This is a genomic window from Streptomyces sp. NPDC025793 (assembly GCF_055558375.1).
Map to the genome: position 1 here is coordinate 1 of NZ_JBVHMR010000060.1, position 23,947 is coordinate 23,947.

At 72.6% G+C, this 23,947-nt stretch carries 21 protein-coding genes and 1 pseudogene; 9 read left to right on the top strand and 13 right to left on the bottom strand.

Features of this window, described 5'->3' with window-relative positions:
- From ACZ4MF_RS44185 to ACZ4MF_RS44215, 7 genes and pseudogenes are all read left to right on the top strand, one after another.
- Nucleotides 1-97 (top strand): annotated as a pseudogene (locus ACZ4MF_RS44185) (transcriptional regulator); the annotation flags it as partial.
- A gap of 205 nt (nt 98-302) precedes the next feature.
- Complete coding sequence (locus ACZ4MF_RS44190) at nt 303-785, top strand: NADH-quinone oxidoreductase subunit B family protein (RefSeq protein ID WP_467499434.1); 483 nt, start codon at nt 303-305, stop codon at nt 783-785.
- Nucleotides 782-2,815, top strand: coding sequence for a proton-conducting transporter transmembrane domain-containing protein (locus ACZ4MF_RS44195; RefSeq protein WP_467499436.1), 2,034 nt, complete (start codon nt 782-784; stop codon nt 2,813-2,815). Before ACZ4MF_RS44190 ends, ACZ4MF_RS44195 begins: the two co-directional genes overlap by 4 nt.
- Complete coding sequence (locus ACZ4MF_RS44200) at nt 2,815-3,771, top strand: respiratory chain complex I subunit 1 family protein (RefSeq protein WP_467499438.1); 957 nt, start codon at nt 2,815-2,817, stop codon at nt 3,769-3,771. Before ACZ4MF_RS44195 ends, ACZ4MF_RS44200 begins: the two co-directional genes overlap by 1 nt.
- Complete coding sequence (locus ACZ4MF_RS44205; RefSeq protein WP_467499440.1) at nt 3,768-4,445, top strand: hypothetical protein; 678 nt, start codon at nt 3,768-3,770, stop codon at nt 4,443-4,445. Before ACZ4MF_RS44200 ends, ACZ4MF_RS44205 begins: the two co-directional genes overlap by 4 nt.
- A complete protein-coding gene (locus ACZ4MF_RS44210) occupies nt 4,445-6,037 on the top strand; it encodes a proton-conducting transporter transmembrane domain-containing protein (RefSeq protein ID WP_467499442.1) in 1,593 nt (530 codons plus the stop codon). Before ACZ4MF_RS44205 ends, ACZ4MF_RS44210 begins: the two co-directional genes overlap by 1 nt.
- A 4-nt stretch (nt 6,038-6,041) precedes the next feature.
- A complete protein-coding gene (locus ACZ4MF_RS44215; RefSeq protein WP_467499444.1) occupies nt 6,042-7,523 on the top strand; it encodes a hydrogenase large subunit in 1,482 nt (493 codons plus the stop codon).
- A gap of 41 nt (nt 7,524-7,564) precedes the next feature.
- Here ACZ4MF_RS44215 and ACZ4MF_RS44220 read toward each other — a convergent pair whose 3' ends face one another.
- The 12 genes from ACZ4MF_RS44220 to ACZ4MF_RS44275 all read right to left on the bottom strand — a co-directional run bounded on the left by ACZ4MF_RS44220 (nt 7,565) and on the right by ACZ4MF_RS44275 (nt 20,690).
- Nucleotides 7,565-8,503 (bottom strand): L-tyrosine/L-tryptophan isonitrile synthase family protein, encoded by a 939-nt coding sequence (locus ACZ4MF_RS44220; RefSeq protein ID WP_467499446.1) that lies wholly within the window; start codon nt 8,501-8,503, stop codon nt 7,565-7,567.
- Nucleotides 8,504-8,589: 86 nt separating this feature from the next.
- A complete protein-coding gene (locus ACZ4MF_RS44225; RefSeq protein ID WP_467499448.1) occupies nt 8,590-9,837 on the bottom strand; it encodes a cytochrome P450 family protein in 1,248 nt (415 codons plus the stop codon).
- A gap of 9 nt (nt 9,838-9,846) precedes the next feature.
- Nucleotides 9,847-11,673 carry an asparagine synthase (glutamine-hydrolyzing) gene (asnB, locus tag ACZ4MF_RS44230; RefSeq protein ID WP_467499450.1) on the bottom strand — a complete coding sequence of 609 codons (1,827 nt, stop codon included), beginning with the start codon at nt 11,671-11,673 and terminating at the stop codon, nt 9,847-9,849.
- Between the two features lie 65 nt (nt 11,674-11,738).
- Nucleotides 11,739-12,551, bottom strand: a complete 813-nt coding sequence (locus ACZ4MF_RS44235) for an ABC transporter ATP-binding protein (protein WP_467499452.1) — start codon at nt 12,549-12,551, stop codon at nt 11,739-11,741.
- Nucleotides 12,548-13,618 (bottom strand): FecCD family ABC transporter permease, encoded by a 1,071-nt coding sequence (locus tag ACZ4MF_RS44240; RefSeq protein WP_467499454.1) that lies wholly within the window; start codon nt 13,616-13,618, stop codon nt 12,548-12,550. The genes ACZ4MF_RS44235 and ACZ4MF_RS44240 overlap by 4 nt, the downstream gene beginning before the upstream one ends.
- Before the next feature lie 2 nt (nt 13,619-13,620).
- Entirely contained in the window at nt 13,621-14,697 is a 1,077-nt protein-coding gene (locus ACZ4MF_RS44245; RefSeq protein WP_467499456.1) for an ABC transporter substrate-binding protein, read from the bottom strand.
- Between the two features lie 148 nt (nt 14,698-14,845).
- The gene (locus ACZ4MF_RS44250; RefSeq protein ID WP_467499459.1) at nt 14,846-15,568 is read right to left on the bottom strand and encodes a sigma-70 family RNA polymerase sigma factor; all 723 of its coding nucleotides are present in this window, start codon (nt 15,566-15,568) and stop codon (nt 14,846-14,848) included.
- A gap of 174 nt (nt 15,569-15,742) precedes the next feature.
- Nucleotides 15,743-16,426, bottom strand: a complete 684-nt coding sequence (locus ACZ4MF_RS44255) for a hypothetical protein (RefSeq protein WP_467499461.1) — start codon at nt 16,424-16,426, stop codon at nt 15,743-15,745.
- Between the two features lie 159 nt (nt 16,427-16,585).
- Nucleotides 16,586-17,134 carry a copper chaperone PCu(A)C gene (locus ACZ4MF_RS44260; RefSeq protein ID WP_467499463.1) on the bottom strand — a complete coding sequence of 183 codons (549 nt, stop codon included), beginning with the start codon at nt 17,132-17,134 and terminating at the stop codon, nt 16,586-16,588.
- Nucleotides 17,122-19,428 carry a heavy metal translocating P-type ATPase gene (locus tag ACZ4MF_RS44265; RefSeq protein WP_467499465.1) on the bottom strand — a complete coding sequence of 769 codons (2,307 nt, stop codon included), beginning with the start codon at nt 19,426-19,428 and terminating at the stop codon, nt 17,122-17,124. Before ACZ4MF_RS44265 ends, ACZ4MF_RS44260 begins: the two co-directional genes overlap by 13 nt.
- Entirely contained in the window at nt 19,428-19,679 is a 252-nt protein-coding gene (locus ACZ4MF_RS44270) for a hypothetical protein (RefSeq protein ID WP_467499467.1), read from the bottom strand. Before ACZ4MF_RS44270 ends, ACZ4MF_RS44265 begins: the two co-directional genes overlap by 1 nt.
- Before the next feature lie 249 nt (nt 19,680-19,928).
- Nucleotides 19,929-20,690, bottom strand: a complete 762-nt coding sequence (locus tag ACZ4MF_RS44275) for a G1 family glutamic endopeptidase (RefSeq protein ID WP_376295429.1) — start codon at nt 20,688-20,690, stop codon at nt 19,929-19,931.
- 249 nt (nt 20,691-20,939) lie between these two features.
- On the opposite strand from ACZ4MF_RS44275, the gene ACZ4MF_RS44280 reads away from it, so the two are divergent.
- Together ACZ4MF_RS44280 and ACZ4MF_RS44285 are read left to right on the top strand one after the other, a co-directional pair.
- Nucleotides 20,940-21,908, top strand: a complete 969-nt coding sequence (locus tag ACZ4MF_RS44280) for a helix-turn-helix domain-containing protein (protein WP_467499470.1) — start codon at nt 20,940-20,942, stop codon at nt 21,906-21,908.
- A gap of 118 nt (nt 21,909-22,026) precedes the next feature.
- Nucleotides 22,027-22,908: an IS5 family transposase gene (locus ACZ4MF_RS44285; protein ID WP_467499472.1), complete on the top strand. Its 882-nt coding sequence runs from the start codon at nt 22,027-22,029 to the stop codon at nt 22,906-22,908.
- Nucleotides 22,909-22,923: 15 nt separating this feature from the next.
- Here the strand turns inward: ACZ4MF_RS44285 and ACZ4MF_RS44290 are convergent, their stop codons facing one another.
- Nucleotides 22,924-23,859, bottom strand: a complete 936-nt coding sequence (locus tag ACZ4MF_RS44290; RefSeq protein ID WP_467499474.1) for an alpha/beta fold hydrolase — start codon at nt 23,857-23,859, stop codon at nt 22,924-22,926.
- Nucleotides 23,860-23,947: the final 88 nt, after the last annotated feature.

A 23,947-nucleotide genomic window follows, 5' to 3' on the forward strand; every position in this document is an offset into this window, starting at 1 on the left:
GGTGGCCCGGTCCATCCTGTCCGGCGTGCTGGCGGGGCAGGCCGAGCTGCTCGCCGATCTACAGGCGGCCCAGCCGGAAGGGAAACCGCCGTCGTGACGACGGCGCCCTGACCGGCGGCGGTCACTCTCGACGGCACCGTCAACCGGCACACGAAACCGTTCCGGCCCGGTCCAGGACCGTACAGCAAGCGGCAAAGCCTGATGAAAGTAGGCAAAACACCGGGAAAGCGTCGTAACTCCAGCCGCTGGTCGCCTGGTTGGTCACCTGCGGAAGCCCGCCATCACCAGCCGGGAGAGGTTCAATGGGCCTGTTGCGCAAGATCTGGAGCACCGGTCGGGTCGCCGAGCCCGCACCGCCACGCCCGGGGGGCGAAGTACCGCACACGGCACGGCAGTTGGGCGGTTCGGTGCAGGTGCGCTGTGTGGACGCCGGGTCCTGCAACGGCTGCGAGATCGAGATCGCCGCCGCGTTCAATCCGGTGTACGACGCCGAGCGGTACGGGGCACGCCTGGTGGCCTCGCCCCGGCACGCGGACGTGGCACTGGTGACCGGCCCGGTGACCCGGAACATGGCCGAGCCGCTGCGCCGTACGGTCGCCGCGATGGGCGAGCCCCGGCTGGTCGTCGCGGTCGGGGACTGCGCGATCGACTGCGGGGAGTTCGCGGGCGGGTACGGCGTAGAGGGCGCGGTCGGCGATGTCGTGCCGGTGGATCTGGCGGTGCCGGGGTGCCCGCCCGAGCCGGAGGCGATCCTCGCGGCGCTCAGGAGGGTGACCGGCCGGTGAGCGCGATCCCGGCCGCCCTCGCGACGGCCGTCGCGTTTGGCGGTGCGGGTGCGGCGGCCGGGCTGGTTCTGCCGTATCGGGCACGGGTTCCCGTCGTCGGGGTGCTGACGGCCGCCGTGGGAGTGGCGGGCGCGCTGGCGGGTGTGGCCGCACTGGGCGGAAGCCGATGGTCGGACACGTTCCCCGCACTGGTACCGCTGGCCGGGGCGCATATGGCGGTGGATGCGCTGGCGGGCTGGTTCATGGCGGTGGCGGGGGCCGTCGTGGCCGCGGTCGCGGTGTACGGCATCGGGTACGCGGCCGGGCACGGCGCGCACGGGCTCGGCTCGCGGACGGCGCAGGCGGTGCTGCCGTTGTTCGCGCTCAGCCTGGTTCTCGTACCGGCGGCGGCTTCGGTGTCCACGTTCCTGCTGCTGTGGGAGTCGATGGCGCTCGGGTCGCTGGCGCTGGTGCTGGCCGAGCACCGGGAACGGGGCTCGGTCCGGCAGGCCGGTGTCTGGTACGCGGTGATGACACACCTCGGGCTGGTGCTGCTGCTGGCCGGGTTCGCGCTGTTCGCCGCGCAGGCCGGTGGAGAGACCTTCGCCGCTCTGCGGGCGGGCGCGCACCACATGTCACCGGCCGTGCGCGGGCTCGTCTTCGCCCTCGTGGCGCTGGCGTTCTCCTCGAAGGCGGGCGCCGTCCCGCTGCACGCCTGGCTGCCGCGGGCGCACCCCGAAGCCCCCAGCCCCGTCTCGGCGTTGATGAGCGCCGCGATGGTCAACCTCGGCGTGTACGGCCTGGTCCGCACCGGGCTCGATCTGCTCGGCGGCGGTCCGGCGTGGTGGTGGCTCGGGCTGCTGGCGGTGGGCGGGATCAGTGCCGTGTACGGCATCCTCCAGGCGGCGATGGCCTCCGATCTGAAGCGGCTGCTGGCGTACTCGACCAGCGAGAACATGGGCCTGGTCCTGATCGGGCTCGGGGCGTCCGGGCTGTTCGCCCACTACGGCGACAAGCCGCTGGCCGCGCTGGCTCTGGCGGCGGCGCTGCTGCACGTCGTCAACCACGCGGCGTTCAAGGCCCTGTTGTTCTGCGCGGCCGGGTCGGTCCTGCGCGCCACAGGCTTGCGTGATCTGGACCGCCTCGGCGGCCTGCGGGCCCGGATGCCCGCCACGGCCGGGTTCTTCGCGCTGGCCGCCCTCGGCGCCGTGGCGCTGCCGCCGGGCAACGGCTTCATCAGCGAGTGGCTGCTGCTGCAGTCCCTCATCCACGGACTGAAGGTGCCAGGTGTCGCGGTCGCCGTCGTGCTGCCCCTGTCGGTGGCGCTGATCGCGTTGTCGGCCGGGATCGCGGCGGCCGTGTTCGTGAAGGCGCTCGGGGTCGGTTTCTTCGCCCGGCCGCGCGATGAGCGGGCCACCGCCGCGCGGGAGGCGCCGCCGCCGATGCTCGCCGGGATGGGCCTGCTCGCCGCGGGGATCGTGGCGCTCGCGGTGGTACCGGGCCTGCTGGGCGCGAGTCTCGACCGGGCCGTGGGCGCGGTCGGGCTGCCGGGCAGCGGGGCACTGACGGGCGGCGGGCTGAAGGTGCGGCTGACGGACATCTCCGCGTCGTTGTCGCCGCTGTGGGTGGTGGCCGCCCTCACCGCCGCGATCCTGCTCGCGGTCGGGCTGCCACGGCTCTACCGTCGCCGTCGGCGCCGGGCGAACGCCCGGCTGTGGGACTGCGGGGGCGGTGCGCCGACGCCGCGCATGGCGTACACGGCGACCTCGTTCGCCGAGCCGCTGCAACGCGTCTTCGACGACGTGCTCGCCCCGGAGCAGGACGTGGACGTCACCCCGGTGCGGGAGTCGGCGTACCTGGTGGAACGGGTCCGCTTCCAGAACCGGGTGCCCGACCGGATCGAGCACCGGCTGTACGAGCCGGTGCTGGGCGCGCTCGCCAGGACGGGGCGGGCGGCCCGCAGGCTGGCGGGCGGCAGCGTGCACCTGTATCTCGGCTACGGCTTCGCCGGGCTGGTCGTCCTGTTGTTGGCACTCGCGGTGGGCTGGTGATGAACGCAATCGGGTACGTGGCCGTCGCCGGCCAGGTCGTGGTCGTGGCGGTCGGGGCACCGCTGCTGACCGGGTGGATGCGGCAGGTGCGGGCCCGGCTGGAGGGCCGGGCCGGGGCCGGGGTGCTCCAGCCCTGGCGGGATGCGCGCAAACTGCTGCGCAAGGAGCCCATCACTCCGGTGGGCACCGGACCCGCGTTCCGCGCCGCCCCCGCCCTGCTGGTCGCCACCACCGTCGTGGCCGCCGCGCTGGTGCCGTTGCTGTCCACCGACACCCCGGTCAGCGGGCACGCGGACCTGATCGTGGTGGTGGCGCTGGTCTCGCTCGGCACGCTCGGCCTCGCTCTGGCCGGGCTGGACACGGGCACCGCGTTCGGCGGGATGGGCGCCTCGCGGGAGATGACGGTCGCCTCCCTGGTCGAGCCGACCCTGCTGCTGTCGGTGTTCGCGCTGTCGATACCGGCCGGGACGACCAACGTTCCCGCGATCGTCTCCGGCGCCATCCACCAGCCGGCCCGACTGGCCTCACCGGCCGGGCTGCTGGCTGTCGCCGCCCTCGCCGTCGCCGTACTCGCGGAGACCGGCCGGATCCCGGTCGACAACCCCTCCACCCACCTCGAACTGACCATGATCCACGAGGCGATGGTGCTGGAGTACGCAGGACCCGATCTCGCGCTGGTCGAACTCGGCGCGCAGATGCGGCTGACGCTGCTGCTCGGACTGCTGTCCTCGCTGTTCGTGCCGTGGGGCATCGCCACCGGCCCCTCCTGGGCCGCCCTGTTCGTCGCGTTGGTGCTGTTCGCGGTGAAGGTGACGGTGCTCGGGGCCGTGCTGGCGTCGGCCGAGGTGTTCTGGGCCAAGATCCGCCTGTTCCGCGTGCCCGAACTGCTCGCCGGTTCCTTCCTGCTGGCGCTGCTCGCGGTGACCGCCTCGTACTTCCTGAACGGAGCCGCATGAGCGCCGGCCTGTACACCCAGCTCCTCGATCTGGCGTGCGGCGCGTTCCTGCTGGCGGCCGTACTCGTGCTGTGGCGCCGTGAACTCGCCGCGATCGTCCGCGTGTTCGCCCTTCAGGGCGTCGCCCTGGCCGCGATCGGCCTGCTGCTCGGCGCGCACGAGGAGCGGTGGGACCTGACCGCCGTGGGCCTCGCTGTCGGGGTGCTGCGGGCGGGCGTACTGCCGTATCTGATCCGGCGCGCGCTGGCCGCGCTGGCCGCCGACCGCGGGAGCGAGGAGGTCCGCGAGACCCAGCCGCTGGTCAACATCGCCGCGTCCCTGCTCACCGCGGCCCTGCTGACCCTGCTCGCCTACGCCGTGGCCCGTCCCCTGACCGACCTGAACCCGACGCCGGCCACCCGCGCCCTGCCGGTCGGCCTCGCCGTCGTGCTGATCGGCTTCTTCGTCCTGGTCACCCGCAGACGCGCACTCGCCCAGGTGGTCGGCTTCCTGCTGCTGGACAACGGCATCACCGCCACCGCCTTCCTGGCCACCTCCGGCGTCCCCCTGATCGTCGAACTCGGGGTCTCCTTCGACGTACTGCTCGCGGTGCTGGTGCTGCAGATCCTCACCACCCGGATGCGGGAGGCGTTCGGCACGACCGACATCGACGACCTGCGGGAGCTGCACGACTGATGCCGTATCAATCAGGAGGGGCCGCGCTGCTGTTGGCCGCTCCGGTCGCCGCGCCGCTGGTGGTCGCCACCGCGTACGCGCTGACCGGGACACGAGCACCTCACGCGCCGGTGGGCGCGCCCGAACAGCCCGTGGCGATCGCGGAGACGGCTGTCCGGCAGGCCGGGGAAACCGAGTCCGGGCCGGTCCCCCGGCGGTATCCGGCGGACTGGGCCGCGCTCGCCTCGCCCGTGGCGATCCTGCTGTGCGGGAGCCTGCTGGCGGCGGGAGTCCTCGACAAGGGGCCGCGAACCGCCTACTCCGGGCTGCTGCGGGCCGACGCCCTGACGGCCTGGATGCTGCTCGTCGTCGGGGCCGTCGCGCTCATCGCGTGCGGAACGGCGCCGGCGTATCTGGCGGGCGAGCGGGCGGCCGGACGGGCGAGTGAGCGCACGGTCTGGCGCTACCACGTGCTGGTGCAGGCGTTCCTGGCGGCGATGTGCCTGGCCGTGGTGACCGCCAACCTCGGTGTGCTGTGGGTCGCCATCGAGGCCACCACCATCGTCACCGCGTTCCTCGTCGGCCACCGCCGCACCCGCACCTCGGTGGAGGCGGCCTGGAAGTACGTGGTGATCTGCTCGGCCGGGATCGCGCTCGCCTTCCTCGGTACCGTGCTGATCTACTACGCGGCCCGGCAGGCCGGCATCGCCGAGGCATGGGCGCTGGACTGGCCCACCCTCGTGGCCCGTGCCGACCGGCTCGACCCGGCGGTCACCCGGCTCGGCATCACGCTCGTCGTCCTCGGCTTCGGCGCCAAGGCCGGTCTGATCCCCCTGCACGCCTGGCTGCCGGACGCCCACAGCCAGGCGCCCGCGCCGGTCTCCGCGCTGATGTCCGGGGTGCTGCTGTCCGTCGCCTTCGCCGCGATCCTGCGATACCGGGTCATCGCCGACGCCGCCCTGGGCACGGACTTCACGCGTGTCCTGCTCGCCGCGATCGCCCTGCTCACCCTCGCCCTCGCCGCCGGTCTGCTGCTGGCCCAGCGTGACTACAAGCGGATGCTGGCCTACTCCAGCATGGAGCACATGAGCCTGATCGCCCTCGGCGCGGCGATCGGCGGCCCGCCGGCCCTGGCGGCCGTGCTGCTGCACATCGCCGGTCACGGGCTGGCCAAGTCGGCGGCCTTCTGCGCCTCGGGCCGCATCCTGCAGCTGACCGGCACCACCAGGATCGGCCGGGTCCGCGGGCTGCTCGCCCAGGCGCCGTCCCTGGGCGGGGTGTTCGGGTTCGCGGTGGTGGCATTGATGGCCTTCCCGCCGTTCAGCCTGTTCGCCTCCGAACTCGGCATCGCCCGGGCCGGTTTCGCCGCCGGGTCCGGGCTGGCCTGGGTGACGGCGGCGGCCCTGCTCCTGGTGCTCACCGCCTTCGCCGCACTCGCCGCCCGTAGCGCGCGGATGCTGTTCGGCCCCGCGACGGCTCCCCCCGCCGGCTCGGGCGGGCCGGGCGTGTGGCCGCTGGTCCTGGGTTTGGTGGCCTGCGCCGCGCTGGGCACCGCCACCGGCCCGCTCACCGACCTGCTGCACGCCGCCGCCCAGGCGATCGGAGGCCACTGACCCGATGCGCACCACGCACGAGATCAGCCTCGTCGAACTGCCCCGAAGGGCTGAGGAGCTGCTGACCGGCGGGCACCGCCTCGCCCTGGTCGCCGCCCATCACGACGAACGCGGCATCCGGGTGGTGTACCTGTTCGCGGCGGGGCCACCGGACACCCGCACCGAACTGCACGTCCGCCTCGACCCCGACCGTCCCGCAGTGCCGACGCTGGCCCATCTCTCCTTCCCGGCAGGCCGGTTCGAACGCGAGATGCGCGACCTGTTCGGCATCGTCCCGCAGGACCACCCGCTGCCCCACCGCCTGGTACGGCACTTCCACTGGCCCCGCGGCTGGTATCCGATGCACCCCGACGCCGGCCCGCCGCCGCCCTTCGGCGAGCAGGAGGGCCCCTACCCCTTCCTGGAGGTCGAGGGCGACGGCGTCTACGAGATCCCCGTCGGACCGGTCCACGCCGGGCTCATCGAGCCGGGCCACTTCCGCTTCTCCGTCGTCGGCGAGACCATCCTGCGGCTCAAGGCCCGCCTGTGGTTCGTTCACAAGGGCATCGAGAAGCTCTTCCAGGGCCGCACGATCTCCGCAGGTCTGCCGCTGGCCGAACGCGTCAGCGGCGACACCGCGGTCGGCCACGCCCTGGCCTACTGCCTGGCCGTCGAGGAGGCCACGGGCACCGTCGTACCCGCCGAGGCCCAGCGGGCCCGCGCGATGCTGCTGGAGCTGGAGCGGATCCACAACCACGTCGCCGATCTCGGGATGCTCTGCAACGACGTCGGTCACGGCATCCTGAACGCCCACGCCCAGCGCGTCCGCGAACAGCTCCTGCGCCTGAACCGGCGGACCACCGGCCACCGGCTGCTGCGCGGCGGCGTCGTGCCCGGCGGGGCCGTCCTCCAGTCCGTCCCCGACCCGCGGGCCCTGCGGACGATCGGCGAGGACATCCGCGAGATCACCGACCTCGCCCTCGGCCACTCGACCGTGCGCGACCGCTTCACCGGCACCGCCGTCCTGAAGACCCGGGCCGCCCGGGAGATCGGCTGCCTCGGCTACGTCGCCCGCGCCAGCGGCCTCGCCCACGACGCCCGCGCCGCGCACCCCTTCACCGACTGCGGCGCACGCCTGGACGTCCCCGTCCACACCGACGGCGACGTCCTGGCCCGCTTCCTCGTGCGCGCCGAGGAGATCGACACGTCCCTCGCCCTGGTCCGGCACCTGGCCGACGGCCTCACCGCCGCGCGCACCGTCGTGGGGCTCTCCCCCGTGCCCGGTGACCAGGCCGGTGACGGTGTGGGGCTCGTGGAGGGCTGGCGCGGCACCATCGCCACGCGCGTGGAACTCGCGGCCGACGGCACTCTGACCCGGGTCAAACCGGTCGACCCCTCCTTCTTCAACTGGCCCGCCCTGCCCGTCGCGTTGGCCGACACGATCGTCCCCGACTTCCCGCTGACGAACAAGAGCTTCAACCTCTCCTACGCGGGCAACGACCTCTGAAGAGGACCTGCCTTCGGCGGTGACACGGGCGCTCCGGCCGGTCAGTTCTGCTCGAAGTGGCTGGCTCTGCCCTCCCGTTGGACCAGTCGGCCCAGTCGGGCGGCCCTGGCCCGGGGCATGAGGGTCCAGGTGCCGTCGGTGCGGCGGAGGGCGGCCGAGTGCCACGGGGTGGTCCACGCGTCGGGGGTGTCCAGGAGGCGGATGCCGAACTTGGCGGCGCCGACGGGCTGGGGGTGGATGGACAGGCGTACGGCGTGCGGGTGGTGCTCGGCGATCAGGTCGCCCCAGGCACGGCTGCGCTGGATGACACCGTAGGCGCGTTGCCGGCAGACGCGTTGGAGAGCGGAGCTGGTGCCGGTCCAGTCGGCGGTGTCCTCGACGAGGAAGCGGGTGATGCCCCGGTAGAGGGCGAGGGCGTGCTCGTCGGAGCGGAGCTCCACCCGGAGTGCGTCGACGGTCGGGGCGTAGCGGTCGTGGACGTGGGCGCGTCTCCAGGCGGGCGGGACGGTGGCGAACGCGTCGCGCAGGTCGAAGACGGAGAGTCTGGTCAGGCCCAGTCGGACCAGCTGCGTGCGCAGTTCGTCGGCGTAGGCGTCGATGTGGTCGTCGGGGACGCCGATGAGGTCGCCGAAGACGTGACCGTCGGAGCAGAGGACCACGTGGGCGCCGGGTGGGTAGATCTCCTGGATCCGTGCGCACAGGGCGTCGAGGAAGCCGAGGGACAGGCGTTCTCCCTGGTCGGGGAGGTGGCCGAGAACCTTGGCGGGGTTGGGCGACTTGCAGGGGAATCCGGGCAGGGTGAAGACGACGGGGGCGCCGGAGCGCACGAAGCCCGCGATACGGCGCAGCTGATGGGGGAAGGCTTCCGCGGTGGTGGGGGCGGGAGCGTGGCAGGTCGTGCGGTGGTGGGGCAGGAGCACGCCGAGGATCGCGGTGCCGATGGCGGTGGAGAGGGTGCCCGGGGCGGTCGTCAGGGGCATGTCGTTGGTCCTGGGGTGTGAGGGCATGTGGACAGGGCGCCGCGGCGGGAGGCCGGGCGCCGTGGGTGGCCGGAGACCGGGAGAGGTCAGAGGCGTCGGTCGTATCCGACGGGCAGTTGGTTGGTGCCCCGGCCGAGGACTGCGGGGATCCACTCGATGTCCTCGTCCCCGATGGCCGGGTGGAGGCCGGGGAGACGGGCGAGCAGGGTGCCGAGTGCGATCTGGAGTTCGGCGCGGGCCAGGGCGGCTCCCGGGCAGAAATGGCTGCCGTGGCCGAAGGCGAGGTGGGGGTTGGGCGAGCGGTCGAGGTCCAGGGTGTCCGGGTCGGGGAAGCGGCGCGGGTCGCGGTTGGCGGCGCACAGGGAGACGATCACCGAGTCGCCGCCGGGTACGCGCGTGCCGTGCAGGTCGCTGTCCTGGTCGAAGAAGCGCCAGGTCGTCAGCTCGAAGGCGCTGTCGTAACGCAGGAGTTCCTCCACCGCGCGGGGCAGCAGAGCGTGGTCGTCGCGCAGGCGGGACAGTGCGGCCGGATGGCGGAAGAGGGCGATCAGGGCCGTGGTGATCTGGTTGGTGACCGGCTCCTGGCCCGCGACGAGGAGCTGGAAGATCATCGAGTCCAGTTCCTCCTGGGACAGTTCGCGTCGGTCGCGGGCCACGACGAGGCGGCTGAGCAGGTCGTCCTCCCGGCGTTCGCGCTTGTGGGCGACGACGTCGGCGATGTAGCCCTGGAGGCCGTTCAGGCGTGCCTCGTAGCGAGGCCGGCCGGGGTCGGTGGGACCGACCGGTTGGACGACCTTGCCCCAGTCGCGGTCGAAGCGGGCCGCGAGGCCCTGTGGGAGGCCGATGACCTCGGCCAGGACCTGGAAGGGGAAGCGGGCGGCGAAGCCGCTGACGAGGTCGGCGGGGCCGTGCTGCGGCAGGGCGTCGATCAGCGCGTCGGCCAGTTCCTGGAAGCGGGGGCGCAGGCTCTCGATGCGGCGTGGGGTGAACGCGTCGGTGACCAGGCGCCGCATGTGCGTGTGCTTCGGCGGGTCCTGGTGGAGCAGGTGGACCTGGAGCCGGGAGTGCTGCGGCTCGGGCATGATCGAGGCACGGGCCCGCCAGCGGTCGTTGCCACGGTCGTGGTTCTTGCCGAGGCGGTCGTCGTTCAGCGTGGCGTGGGCGGCATCGTAGCCGGTGACGAGCCATGCCTGTACGCCGCTGGGAAAGAGCACGGGGTGGACGGGGCCGGCCTCGCGCATGCGCGCGTAGAGCGGGTACGGGTCGCTCTTGTAGGGGCGGCCGGTGAGCGGGACCGGGTCGGGCACGGGTTCGTGGGCTTTGCGATGGGTCAACGGTGCTCCTCAGAGGGCGAGTTCGGGCCGGTAGTGGTCCAGCCACAGGGCGAGGTCGACGACGCGTTCGAGGCGCAGCCGGTGGCCCCACTCCAGTTGGCCGGGCGGGGTGTCGAGGCAGGGTTTGAGACGGGTCTCGTCGGCGAGGGTGCGCACCTGTTCGGTGGCGAGCGCGTCACGGGCCAGCTGCTGCAGGCCCCGGTTGTAGTCCGGGTGGTGGGTGGCCGGGTAGTGGTTCTTGGGGCGGTGCAGGACCGAGTCCGGGGCGAGCCCGGTGCCGACGGCGCGCAGGAGGCTCTTCTCCCGGCCGTCGAAACTCTTCAGCGCCCAGGGCACGGAGAAGGCGTACTCGACCAGGTGGTGGTCGCAGTAGGGCACACGCACCTCCAGCCCCTGCGCCATACTCAACCGGTCTTTGCGGTGCAGGAGTTGGCGCAGCCAGCGGGTCAGTGACAGGTGCTGCAGCTCGCGCTGACGGTGCTCGGCGGGCGTCTCGCCGTCGGCATGCGGTACGGCGGCCAGGGCGCTCGCGTACGTGTCGTCGCGGAACTCGTCGATGCGCAGGTCGAGTTCGGGGTTGAGCGGCATGGCGGCCTCGTCGCCGGTGACCAGCAGCCAGGGGAAGGTCGGCGCGGCGAGCGCGTGCGGGTTGTGGAACCAGGGGTAGCCGCCGAAGACCTCGTCGGCTGCCTCGCCGGACAGGGCGACCGTGGAGTGCCGGCGTATCTCGCCGAAGAGGAGATAGAGGGAGGTGTCCATGTCGCCGACGCCGACCGGCGAGTCACGGGCCACGACGACGGCCTTGCGGTGCTCGGGGTCGAGGAGGGTGCGCGGGTCGAGGACGACCGTGCTGTGGTCCGTGCCGAGGTGGGCACCGGCCTCGGTGGCGTACGGGGTGTCGTGGCCGGTGCGCAGGATGTCGCCGGTGAACCGCTCCGCCTGGTCGCTGTAGTCGACGGCGTGGGAGCGGATGCGCGCGTCCCGGCCTTCGCGCAGGCGGAGTTCGTCGGCGAGCAGGGCGGTCAGGACGGTGGAGTCGAGGCCGCCGGACAGCAGGCTGCACAGCGGGACGTCGGCCTCCAGCTGGGCGCGGGCCGCTGAGCCGACCAGCTCGCGGATCCGCTCCACCGTCGCTTCCCTGCCGTCGTCGTGAGCGCGTGCCTCCAGCTGCCAGTAGCGGTGCTCCCGGATGCCGTCCCGGTCCAGGACGAGCAGGCCGCCGGGCTCGACCTCCCGTACTCCGGACCACAGCGTCGGCCCGGTGTTGAACAGCAGGCTGTACGCCTCCCGCAGCCCGTCGGCGTCCATCCGGGGCCGCACCTCGGGGTGGGCGAACAGGGCCTTGGGCTCGGAGGCGAAGGCGAGGCCTCCGTCGACGGCCGCCCAGAACAGGGGTTTGACGCCGAGCCGGTCGCGGACCAGGAGCAGCCGCTGGGCGCGCTCGTCCCAGATCGCGAAGGCGAACATGCCGTCCAGACGGCCGGCGACGCCCTCGCCCCACTCGGCGTAGGCCCGCAGCACCACCTCGGTGTCGCTGCGGGTGCGGAAGGTGTGCCCTCGGGCGCGCAGTTCGGTCCGCAGCGCGTGGTGGTTGTAGACCTCGCCGCTGTAGCTGAGCACGATGTCCGGCTGCTCGGGCCGGTCGGTCATCGGCTGTGCCCCGCCGTCGAGGTCGATGACGGCGAGGCGGCGGTGGCCGATCGCGGCGCGTTCGCCGAGCCAGCAGCCCGCGGCATCGGGGCCGCGGCGGGTCAGGGTGGCGGTCATGGCCTCGATGACCGGGGCCTGGGTACGGGCGTCCTGGTGGAAGGACACCCAGCCGGTGATTCCGCACATGCGGACGACTCCTTCGCTGGGGGAAGCGGACTCTGGGTCGAGGGCTCGGGGCTTGTCGGGGAGGATCACCCGTGCGTTCCGGGACCCGCCACGAAGCGGGGCGCAGCCGCTCGCACCCGGTGGTCGAAGGCGATCAGCGGGTCACCGGTGAGGGGATGGTCGACGACCGCCGCCCGCACCCCGAACACCTCCGCCATCAGCGTGGGTGTGAGCACCTCTCGTGGCGGGCCGGAGGCGACGACCGAGCCGGCGTGCAGGACGTGCAGACGGTCGCAGACGGAGGCGGCGGCATTGAGGTCGTGCAGCGAGACGAGGGTCGTACGGCGCCGCGTGCGCAGCAGGCCGAGCAGGTCCACCTGGTGGCGGACGTCGAGGTGGTTGGTCGGCTCGTCGAGGACCAGGACGTCCGGGTTCTGTGCGAACGACCGTGCCAGCAGGACGCGTTGGCGCTCGCCGCCGGACAGGGCCGTGAAGCGGCGTCCGGCCGCCTCCTCCATGCCGACGTCGGCCAGGGCCCTCGTGACGATGTCCCGGTCGGTGGCGTCGTCCCCCGCGAACGCTCGCTTGTAGGGAGTGCGGCCCATGGCGACGACCTCGCGGACACTCAACTCGAAGTCGCTCCCCCGCTCCTGCGGCAGGACCGCCACGTGCCGCGCCGACCGGGTCGGAGTCAGCTCGCGGAGGTCGGTCCCGGCCAGGAGCACGCGTCCGGCGGTGGGCTTCAGGTGCCGGTAGACGGTGCGCAGGAGGGTGGACTTGCCGCTGCCGTTCGGGCCGACGAGGCCGGTGATCTCGCCCTCGGCCGCGATCAGGTGCGCGCCCGCGACGACCGTGCGGCCGGCGTAGGCGACGTACAGGTCCTCGATGTCGATCCTCAACTTCCGCTCCCCAGGCGCCGGTCCAGCAGATACAGCAGGGCCGGAGCCCCGAGCAGCGAGGTGACCACGCCCACCGGCAGCTCCTGCGTGTCCATGGCCGTACGGCAGACGGTGTCGACCACGACCAGGAGCACCGCGCCGAAGAGGGCCGAGACCGGCAGCAGGCGGCGGTGGTCGCCGCCGACGACCAGGCGGCAGACGTGCGGCACCATCAGGGCGACGAAGGCGATCGCGCCCGAGACCGCGACGAGGACGCCGGTCAGCACGCTGGTGACGGTGAACAGTTCGCGGCGCAGTCGGGTGACGTCGACGCCGAGTCCGGCGGCCGTCTCGTCGCCCATCAGCAGGGCGTTGAGAGCGCGGGCGCGCGCCTGGAGCCACAGGAGCGCGGCGGGTACGGCGACGGCGGGTACCGCCAGCAGCTGCCAGGTCGCGCCACCGAGGCTGCCCATGAGCCAGAACAGCACGCTGTGCGTCTGCTGCTCGTCCCCGGCCCGCAGCACCAGCCAGCTGGTGAGGCCGGACAGGAACTGGCCGATCGCGACCCCGGCCAGCACCAGCCGCAGGGGGCCGAAGTCCCCGCCTCTGCGGGCCACCGCCCACACCAGCGCGAAGGTGGCCAGCGCCCCGGCGAAGGCCGCGCCGGACAGGCCCAGGCCCAGCGTCCCGCCCGCGCCGGCCCCCAGCACGATCGCGGCGACCGCGCCGAGCGAGGCGCCGTTGGAGATGCCCAGCAGGTACGGATCTGCCAGCGGGTTGCGCACCAGGGCCTGCACGGCCGTGCCGACGAGCCCGAGCCCGGCGCCGACGAGGGCGGCGAGCAGGGCGCGGGGGACGCGCAGTTGCCAGACGATCAGGTCGTCCGTGCCGGGGCGCGGGGCCCCACCGGACAGTCTGCGCCACACGACGCCCCACACCTCGACGGGCGGGACGGACGTCGAGCCCCAGGCGACGGCGGCGGTCAGCGCGGCCGTCAGCGCCAGTGCGAGGACCACCGCCAGCGGTCCTGCGGGCAGGCTGCGGCCTTGTGGAGGCGCGCCTTTCCGGCACACCGGTGTGGAGGGCATGATCAGCCGACCTTGCCCGGGCGGAGGGCCTTGGCGATCGCCTGAACCGTGTCGGCGTTCTCGACACCGGCGATGGTGGTCCGTTCCGAACCGATGCGCAGCAGGTGGCCCTGTTCAACCGCCTTCAGCCCCTTGGTGGCCGGATTTGACCTCAGCCACTGCTCGGCCGCGTCGAACGCCTTCCTGTTCGCCGCCGCGCTGCCCCGGTCGCGGACCCCGAGCTGGATCCAGTCCGGGTTCTTCGCGATCACGTCCTCCCAGCCGACCTGTCGGTAGTCGCCGTCGCAGTCGGCGAAGGCGTTGCGGGCACCGGCCAGGGTGATCACGGCGTTGGCGAGCTGGCGGTTGCAGGTGACGGTGGGCTGCCTGGTGCCGGCGTCGTAGTCGAAGAAGAAGTATGTCGGCCGCTTGCCCTGCGGCGTGCCGCCGATCGCCTTGCGGACGGCGGCCAGCTTCTCCCTCATCTCGGCGACGATGTCCTTCGCCCGCCCGCTCGTGCCGGTGACCGCGCCGAGGGAGGTGATGTCGGCCTCGACGGCGGACAGGTCGGTCACCGGGCCCTTGCCCCGGGCGGCGCAGGCGGTGGACTTCAGGTAGAGGTGCTTGATCCCGGCCGCCTCGAACTCCTCCGGCGTCGGCGTGTCCGCCGTCCCGCCGCCCATGCCGCCCATGGCGGCGAAGGTGTCGATGTACAGGTCGGCTCCGGAGCCGAGCAGTTGCTCCTTGGGGATCACGGACCGGCTCAGCACCTTCACCTTCCGCGCCTGCGCGTCGAGCGGTCCGGGCAGCGTGCCCTTGCCGCGCGGGAAGCCGGTACCGATCACCTTGTCGCCGGCGCCGAGGCGGAGCAGCAGCTCCAGACCGGAGGCGTTGCTGGTGACGATCCGCTGCGGGGCGGCGGAGAACGTGGTCCGGGCGCCCGTGCAGTCGGTGACGGACACGGGGTGGCCGCCCGAGACGGAGTCGGGGGCCGTCCCCGCGCTCCCGCTTCCGGCGTTTTCCTTCTCGCCGCCGCAGCCGGCCGCCATCAGGCCGCTGAGCACGACGGCCGCCGCACAGCCCCACAGTCGAGAACGCATCGAACAACTCCCGGATCCACTCGGTACGCGGGCGAACCTCCTTCGCCCCGTCCAGAAGTCGGAGCGAACGCCGCGCGAGTTCCCGGACAGTCGGCGGCACGGGGGTGCCGGCGCCGCTCCTGCCCCGGCATCGACACCCCCGCGGCGCTCAGGCCGCCAGCACGGCGGGCCGTTCCGCCGCGTCCAGCAGCGCGGTGAGTGTCGCGCGGGCCCGGGCCACACGGGAGCGGACCGTGCCGATGGGGCAGTCGCTGACCTCGGCGGCCTCCGCGTAGGGCAGACCGAGCAACTGCGTGAGGACGAACGCCTCACGGCGGTCCTCGGGCAGTGCGGTCAGCAGATCCAGCAGCGCGATGCCGTCGTCGAAGCCGGGCAGGTCGCGCGGCTGGGCCAGCTCGACGGCCAGTTGCCAGTCGGGGACGTCGGACGGGCGCGGCCGGGCAGCGGCGTACCGGTAGCTGTCGATCACCGCGCGCCGGGCGATGGACAGCAGCCAGGAGCGGGCCGAGGAACGCCCCTCGAACCGGTGGAGACTGCCGAGCGCCCGCAGGAACGTGTCCTGTGCGAGATCGTCCACGGCCTGGGGGTCGCCGCACAGATGGGCGACGTAGCGCTGGACGTCGCGGTGCAGGGCGGTCACGAACCGCTCGACCGCGGCCGGGTCGCCGCCTCGCGCGGCCAGCGCCCATGCGGTGATCGCGTCGTCGAGCGGCGCCGTTCCACCGTTCCGTTCGCCGCTCGTTCCACCGTTGCGTGCGCCGCTCGTTCCACCGTTGCGTGCGCCGCTCGTTCCACCGTTGCGTGCGCCGTTCGTTCCGTCGCTCGTGGCGCGCGAGGTGGGCAGAGCGGAGGTGGGCAGGGCAGGGGTCATCACCTGGGTGTCCTTCTCGGGTCGACCGTGATCCGGACCAGGGCGCGCATGAGCGCGTGCGGTCCGGTGAAGTGGGGAGTCGGCCTACGCCGCCGGGGCACTACGGTGCCCGCGCGGTCGTACGACCGTGGCCCGAGGCGCCGTCATGCGGCAGCCCCGGTACGTCAGCTGTCCTCAGGCGACAGCGGTTCCCACAGGCGGGCCCCGAGAGGTGATCGCGTGAACGAGAAGGAGAAGGCGCGGCGCCCGGTCCGCACGGCGGCGGCGTCGGTGGACACGCGGGCGGTCCGGGGGTACGGGCAGGGCGAGCAGCAGCCGCAGGGGCGCCGCCAGCCGTCCGGCCGCCGCACGCAGGATCCGGAAGGCGGCCTTCTCGCCGTGCGCCAGCCACAGGCCGCACAGCAGCGCGGCCAGCAGGTGCGCGGCGAACATGCCGAACGACGAGGACCCGCCGCCCATGGAATGCCCCATGCTGCCCATGCGATCCATGGGGCCCATGCCCATGTGGCCCATCGGCATCGCGTGCATCGAGCCCATGTCCACGGGGCCCATGTCCATCGAGTCCACTCCGGTGCCCGTGTCCATGGCGCCAGAACCGCCGGACACCGACTGGGCCCAGGAGAACGCCTCGTGCAGCACGGTCTGGGCGGCGACCACGACCGTCACGATCAGCACCGGCCCGCGCTCACGCCCCGCCAGGCACCAGCCCGCGGCGCCCGTCACGCCCAGCCCGGCAGCAAGCGCCCACCCGGGCACATCGATGCCGGACATCAGGACGTGGCCCAGGGCGGCGAGCAGCACGCAGACGGCCGCGAACACCGCGGCCCGTATCGCGCGAGCACACCACCCTGCTGTCATGGCGCTTCATCCTCGCATCCAGGTCCGGGCCGTCACGCAGGGGTACGGACATCCACCCGCCACCCCGCTCGACTCCGATGCCATGACGCGGGTCACGAGGATGTGCTGGAACTCGATGGCAGTCCCGCCCGACTTCTCCCCAAGAAGCCGCACCGGGGCTCACGAGAGGCGGCCCCCGGGGCGGACCACCACCGCGAGCGTACGGACCGGCGTGCCGCGTTCGAAGTGGAGCACGAACGGCACCAGGTCGCCCGCCTGCCAGCCCACCCCGGCACGCAGGGTCACGTCGACACCCACCGGCGACATGGACAACTTCCCGCCCGCCGGGACGGTGGCCAAGTCCGCCTCGGTCCGGTAGGCCGACGTGCCGCCGGTCATGCGGTGCCGGCTGAGGGCGATCCCGCCGCTGACGGCCGGCGACGTCACCCTGATCAGCCGGTCGTCGGCCCCGCCCCGGTTGGAGACGTCGAAGAACGCCGCGGTCTCCGTGCTGTTGCCGTAGGGCAGCAGGACCCGGCCGGAGGCGACGGAGATCCGCGCCGGGCTGCCCGCCTTCCCCGCGCCGACCCACGTCGTCAGGCCGCCCAGGGCGAGCCCGCATGCCGCCACGGGCGCGAGTGCGGCCAGCAGGGAGTCGGTGAGGCGGCGCCGCGACGGCCGCCAGGGGTTCTGCTCGGTCGTCGAGGCCGGCGAGGTCATCGGGTCCATCGGGTACGCCTCCGGACGGGAGAGGGCTGCCAGGTGCGCAGCCGCAGGCTGTTGCCGACGACCAGCAGCGAGCTGACCGACATGGCGGCCGCGGCGAGCATGGGATCGAGCAGTCCGACCATGGCGAGCGGAACGGTGACGACGTTGTAGCCGAAGGCCCAGAGCAGGTTCACCCGGATCGTGCCCAAGGTGCGCCGGGCCAGCCGGACCGCGTCCGCCAGCGCGTCGACGTCCCCGCGTACAAGGGTCACGTCGGCCGCTCCGATGGCCGCGTCGGTACCGCTGCCCATGGCGATGCCCAGATCGGCGCGGGCGAGCGCGGCGGCGTCGTTCACGCCGTCGCCGATGACCGCGACCGCGTGGCCCTGCTCCTGCAACTCCCGTACGAGGTCGGCCTTGTCCTCGGGCGTACAGCGGGCGTGGACCTCCTCCATGCCCAGGCCCGACGCCACGGCCTGCGCGGGCGCCTCCCGGTCGCCGGTGGCGAGCACCGGCCGGACGCCGAGGCGCCGCAGCCGGTCCACGGCCCGATAGCCTCCGGACCGTACGATGTCCCCGGCCTCGATCAGCGCCCCGGCCACGCCGTCGACGCGCACCAGGACGGCCGTGCGGGCGGCGGCCTCGGCCTCGCGCATCGCGTCCGCGAGGGCCGCGGGCAACGCGCCGTCCGGCGCGAGGACTTCGACCGACCGCCCCTCGACGCGCCCCCGTACGCCCCGCCCGGCCATGGCGTCGAACTCGCTCACCTCCGGCAACGGCTGATCGGGCACCGCACGTCGGGCGTACGCCGTGACGGCCCGGCCCAGCGGATGCTCCGACCCCTGCTCGACCGCACCGGCCAACCTCAGCGCCTCGTCCTCTCCCAGACCACTCGGCACGGCCGTGACCCGGGTGACGGTCATGTGACCGGAAGTGAGCGTACCGGTCTTGTCCAGCACCACCGTGTCGATGTGCTGAAGCCCCTCCAACGCCCGCGGCCCGCTGACGAGCACGCCCAACTGCGCGCCCCGCCCGGTCGCGGCCATGAGCGCGGTCGGTGTCGCCAGGCCCAGCGCGCAAGGACAGGCCACGACCAGGACGGCCACGCACGCGGTGACCGCGGCCTGCGGATCCGCCCCGGCCCCGAGCCAGAACCCGAGCGCCGTTACGGCCAAGGCCAGCACGACCGGCACGAAGACTCCGGCCGCCGCGTCGGCCAGCCGCTGTGCCCGCGCCTTGCCGGCCTGCGCCTCGGTCACGAGTCGGCCGATGCGTGCGAGCCGGGTGTCCGCCCCGACCGCCGTGGCCCGCACGAGCACCATGCCACCGGCATTGACGGCCCCGCCGACGACGGCCGAGCCCGGCCCGATCTCGACCGGCTCGCTCTCCCCGGTCACCAGGGACAGGTCCACCGCCGAACTGCCCTCCACGACCTCACCGTCCGTGGCCACCCGCTCTCCGGGCCGTACGACGAAGACCTGCCCGGACGACAACTCCTCGATCGGCACCAGCCGTTCGGAGCCACCGTCCCGTATCGCGACCTCCTTGACGGCGAGTTGGGCGAGCGACCGCAGCGCGGCCCCGGTACCGCGCCGGGCCCGCCTCTCCAGGAACCGGCCGGCCGACACGAACAGCGGTACGCCGACGGCGGCTTCGAGGTAGAGGTGCGCGGTGCCGTCCGAGGCCGACGGCACGAGCGTGAACGGCATCCGCATGCCGGGCTCCCCGGCGCCCCCGAGGAACAGCGCGTACGCGGACCAGGCGAACGACGCCACCACGCCCAGCGACACCAGGGTGTCCATGGTCGCGGCCGAGTGCCGCAGCCCCCGCAGGGCACGGGCGTGGAACGGCCAGGCACCCCACACGGCGACCGGCGCGGCAAGCGCGAAGCACAGCCACTGCCAGTCGCGGAACTGGAGCGCGGGCACCATCGACAGCACGAGCACCGGCACAGCGAGCAGCGCGGTGACGAGAAGCCGGTTCTTCTCCCGGCGGGCGTCCACGTCCTCGTCGTCCCCGTCGCCCTCGTGGCCCTCCTCGCCCCCGTGATCCTCGGGCGGTCGGGGCAGGGCGGCCGTGTACCCGGCCTTCTCCACCGCCGCGACGAGTTCCTCGGGCGCGATCTGACGCGGATGGCTCACCCGGGCCCGCCCGGTGGCCAGATTGACGGTCGCCGTGACCCCGTCCAGCCTGCCGAGTTTCTTCTCGACCCGCCGCACGCAGGCCGCGCAGGTCATGCCGCCGACGGTCAGATCCGTTGTCATCAGGGTGACCACGGCTTCCGTACCGGCCTCCGCACCGGCTTCAGCGCCCATCAGTGCCCTCCCCCGTGCATGCCGCCCATGTCGTCCGCTCCACCGCCACCACCGTCGCCACCCCGGCTCGTGACGGTCCCGTGCATGCCGGGGGCGACAGGCCCCGCACCGGCGCCGACGGCGTACGACGCCGCGAAGATCAGCACCAGCAGGAGCAGAAACCCGCACAGGGCAGGCGGAGGCGCGGACCTCCGCGCCACCGCACCCGTGCCGGAGAAAGAGGGGGAAGAGGATTGCCTCGACTCGTGCATCAACCGCGTCTCCAGATCACGTCGTACGGCGTCGGCCGGATCGAGCCGTACCGCTTCATGTGTCGGACCGGCCGACAACCGAGTTCCGGAGCGGAGAGGTGGCGCAGATCACGCGGCGAGCGGTCAGATCCGTACGTCCCGCGCAGCGCACCGCAGGAGAAGGGGAGAAGCCCCGCCGACCGACCGTGGGCGCCCGGACCGTGCGGTCCGGGCGCCCCTTACGGTTTCCGCGTCAGCGCGGACCGGCCGTCAGTAGCGAATGACCGGCGGCCGTTGGGCGGGCGTGTGCGGCGCACGGACGGTGCCGCTCGGCGTCATGGAGAAGGAGCCGCCGGACAGCGGTCCCGGTGCATAGCCGCCGCTGGTGAAGGCCTGGGGATTCGTCGCGTCGAACGACTTGCCGTCCACCGTCACACCCGAGAAGTCCAGCTTGCTGAAGGACGGATAGCTCTGGGTGGGGGATTCGATGACCGCTTCGGCGCTGGCGTTGCCGGCGCCGAGGTTCTTGGTGACGTGTTCGGTCCAGCCCTTGGTGTTGTCGGTGAGGGTCAGCGTGTAGCTGCCGCCGCCTTTGGAGACCACTGAGGCGGTGATGCTGTCGCCTTCGGAGACCGGGTTGTTCCAGTACACCGGGGCGGCAGGGTACATCTCGTACCAGGCGGAGAGGACCGGCGACCCGCTGGAGCAGTCGGTCTGTACGCCGGTCTGCTCCACCGTCTGCGAACCGTAGCCGTCCAGGCCGACCCAGGGGGCGAACAGGTCGTTGGTGCTGTTGCACGTGACGTGCGGTTCGGTCCAGGAGCCGCTGATGGTGCCGAAGCTGCCGGTGGCGACGTATCCGCCCCAGTTGCTGTCCTGGAATCCTCCGTCGAGCGGGCCGAAACCCGTACCGGTGGCGGCCGCTGACGTTCCGGCACATGCCGGGACGAGAGCGACGGCGGCGAGGAGCAGCCCCGCGGCTGCCGCTCGGCCGGTGAAACGACTGCGTCTGGTTTCTGTGTACGTGCCCATGTAACCGGTCTCCTGTGGGGGATGGAGTCGATGATCGGGGGCCTGTCAGACCGGGGTTCATCGTGGGTGTGGCCTGCGTGAACCCTCAAGAGCCAGGCGCCAACCGGAACCCGCCATGGCGAGAACATGACACAATGGTCGGGTGGCGAGTACCGCTCGTCGAGCCTCGCCACCCGGAGCCGAAGGGCGGTCAGGGTGTTCCCAGCCGGTTTCCACACTGTGTCAGGCGGAGCCCAGCCGCCGGCGCCCATGCGCGCGGCTTCGGGTGGTCTGCTCGAAGGCCTCGGCATTCCTGAAGCGGAACAGAACACCTATCTTCGTGTCCTCGCATCTGCGCACTGTACGACAGCCGATCTCGCCACCGAGTCAGGCATCACGGCGGACCGCGCCGAACGGCTGCTGGCCTCGCTCGCCCGACAGGGCCTGGTCACCCGGCACGACGGCGTCCCGGTCCGCTGGTCGGCCACGGCGCCCGACGTCGCCGTCGAGGCGCTGCTGCTGCGCCGGGAGGAGGAACTGCTGCGCACCCGCGGCCGGGTGGGCGAGTTGATGCGGGCCTACCGGAGGGCCCAGCCACCGCAGAGTGCCGATCTGGTGGAGGTGGTCACCGGACAGGCCGCCATCGCCGAGCGCTGGCGGCAGATGCAGGACGGTGCACGACGTCATCTCCTGCTGTTCGACAAACCCCCGCACATCTCCCCCACCGACACCGAGCTGGAGCGCTCCCTGCTGGCCCGCAGAGTGCGGATCCGCGCGGTGTACGAGGCCGGCTCGGTCAGCGCCCCCGGCCGACTGGCCGAGATCCGTGAGGTGGTGGGGGCCGGGGAGGAGGCGCGGATACTGCCCGAACTCCCCTGCAAGCTGGCCATGGTGGACGACCGCTGGGCGATGCTGCCGGTGGCCACCGGCTCCGAGTCGCAGGCCGCGCTGCTGGTCCGCGCCTCGTCCCTGCTGGACGCGCTGACCGGGATGTTCGAGGCGTACTGGCATCGGGCGGTACGGGTGCCGGACGCCGGCGGCCCGGCGCTCCGCGCGGGGAACCGCCGGGGGGAACTGCTGACGCTGCTGTCGGCAGGGTTCACCGACGACAGCATCGCCCGCCAGTTGGGCGTTTCACCGCGCACCGTCCAGCGGTGGGTGCACGAGGTGATGGACGACCTCGGGGCGCGGACCCGCTTCCAGGCGGGCATCCAGGCGGCCCGGGCCGGACTGCTCTAGGCCCTGTCGTCAGATTCCCGCCTGCCGTGCGGGCGGACGACGGGAATGTGACGACAGGGCCTAGAGTCTGTCCGGTGGGTCCAGGTGACTGCCTTGCATTGCGATCGTTCCGTCCAGTATGGGGCGGGGTGATCTGTCGAATGAGGAATGGGCCCGTCTGGGGCCCCACTTGCCGAAGAACGTTGAACGCGGAGGGCGTTGGAAGAACCACCGTCGGGTGATCAACGGGATCCTGTTCCGTCAGCGGACCGGCATCCCGTGGCGGGATCTGCCGACGCGGTTCGGGAAGTGGAAGACAGTTCATGACAGGCATCGCAGGTGGTCAGCGGACGGCACATGGGACAGAATTCTGCGGGCCGTCCAGGCCGATGCCGATACGGAGGGCCGCATCGACTGGTCCATGGCGAGTGTGGACTCCACCGTGTGCCGCGCCCACCAGCACGCTGCCGGCGCACGCAAGCAGGCACCACGGAAACCCGGTAAGCGCACCCAGCCCGCCCAGCATCGCCCCGATGAAGCCCTCGGCCGTTCACGCGGCGGGCTGAGTACAAAGATCCACCTGGCTGGTGAAGGCGGGTTGCGGCCTCTGGCACTGCTGGTCACGCCCGGTCAGTGGGGCGACGCCCCACATTTGATCCCGATCCTGGACCGAATCCGCGTCCCCCGCCCGGCAGGCGGGCACCCGCGCACCCGGCCGGACCATCTGAGTGGCGACAAAGCGTACAGCCCCCGCCGCAACCGCCGTTACCTGCGGCGCCGGCACATCAAACACACCATTCCCGAGCGCCGCGACCAGCGGACCCACCGCCAGAACCGCGGCAGCCGAGGAGGTCGACCCACCAGCTTCGACCGTTCACGCTACGCCCGCAGGAACGAGGTCGAGCGGACAATCAATCAGCTCAAGAGCTTCCGGGCCGTAGCAACCCGCTTTGACAAGCGGGCCTACGTCTTTCACGGCACCGTGACTGTAGCCGCGGTCGGGCTTTGGCTTCGCGCGTGACCCGCGGGACGGTCCTCAGCGCGATGTCGGCAGGCCGAGGTCGGCGGCGTTCATGAAGTCGAGCATCTTCCGGTTGGTCAGCTCCGCGTGGTCGATCTGCGGGCCATGGCCGGTCCGGGAGATGATCTCGGCCCTTGCGCCGGGGATCAGCCTGGGCACGCGTTCGACCTGCCGGTCGGGGTGCACCAGGAGGCTGCGCCTGCCGAGCACCAAATACAACCGTGTGCGGATGCCCCCCAGTTCGGCGTCGGTGAGGGGCTGCGGCACGGGCCGGCGGATGCGGTAGGCGCGGACGCCGGTGCGGATCATGGTGCGCAGTTCCGGGACGACGAGGACGGGTTGTTCCAGCCAGGATGCAAGCCGTGGCCGCAGCGCCTTGGGGGCGAAGGTGGCGAACAGACTGGCGAAGATCCACACGAAGAAGCGCAGTCCCACCTTCTCCAGGCCCCCGGGGTCGAGCAGCGTGACCGAGGCGAGGCGTTCCGGCGCGCGGTACGCCTGGTTCAGGACGAGCCAGCCGCCGTACGACGAGCCGAGGAGGTGCACACGGTCGAGTCCGAGGCCGGCGAGTGTCTCGTCCAGCCACTGCGCGGCACGCTCGGGCTCGTGGATGGGCGCGCGCTGCACGCTGCGGCCGGGGTCGCCCGGGGTGTCGATGGCGTAGACGGGCCGCTCGGCGCTGAGGGCGGGAGTGTTCGGGTACCACATGGCCGAGCAGGAGCCGGCTCCGTGGACGAGGACGACGGGGGTGCGCTCCCGGGCGGCCGGATCCTCGGGGTCGTAGCGGTAGACGTGCGTGGTCCCGAAGGACGTCTCCACGTCCCGCTCCGCGGACGCGGGCACGCCCAGCGCGTAGACCGCGTCGCAGGCCGCGAAGTAGCGATCGCGCCAAGCGTCGCTGACAAAGCGGCCGACATCGGGCTGGGAACGGGCTGTTGTGGGCTCGGGCACGGCCACCTCCTGGGCAGTCGATCTTTGTGATACGAACGTACCATAAACGTGGTACGGCTGTATCATCAAAAATCGGAGACACGATCCG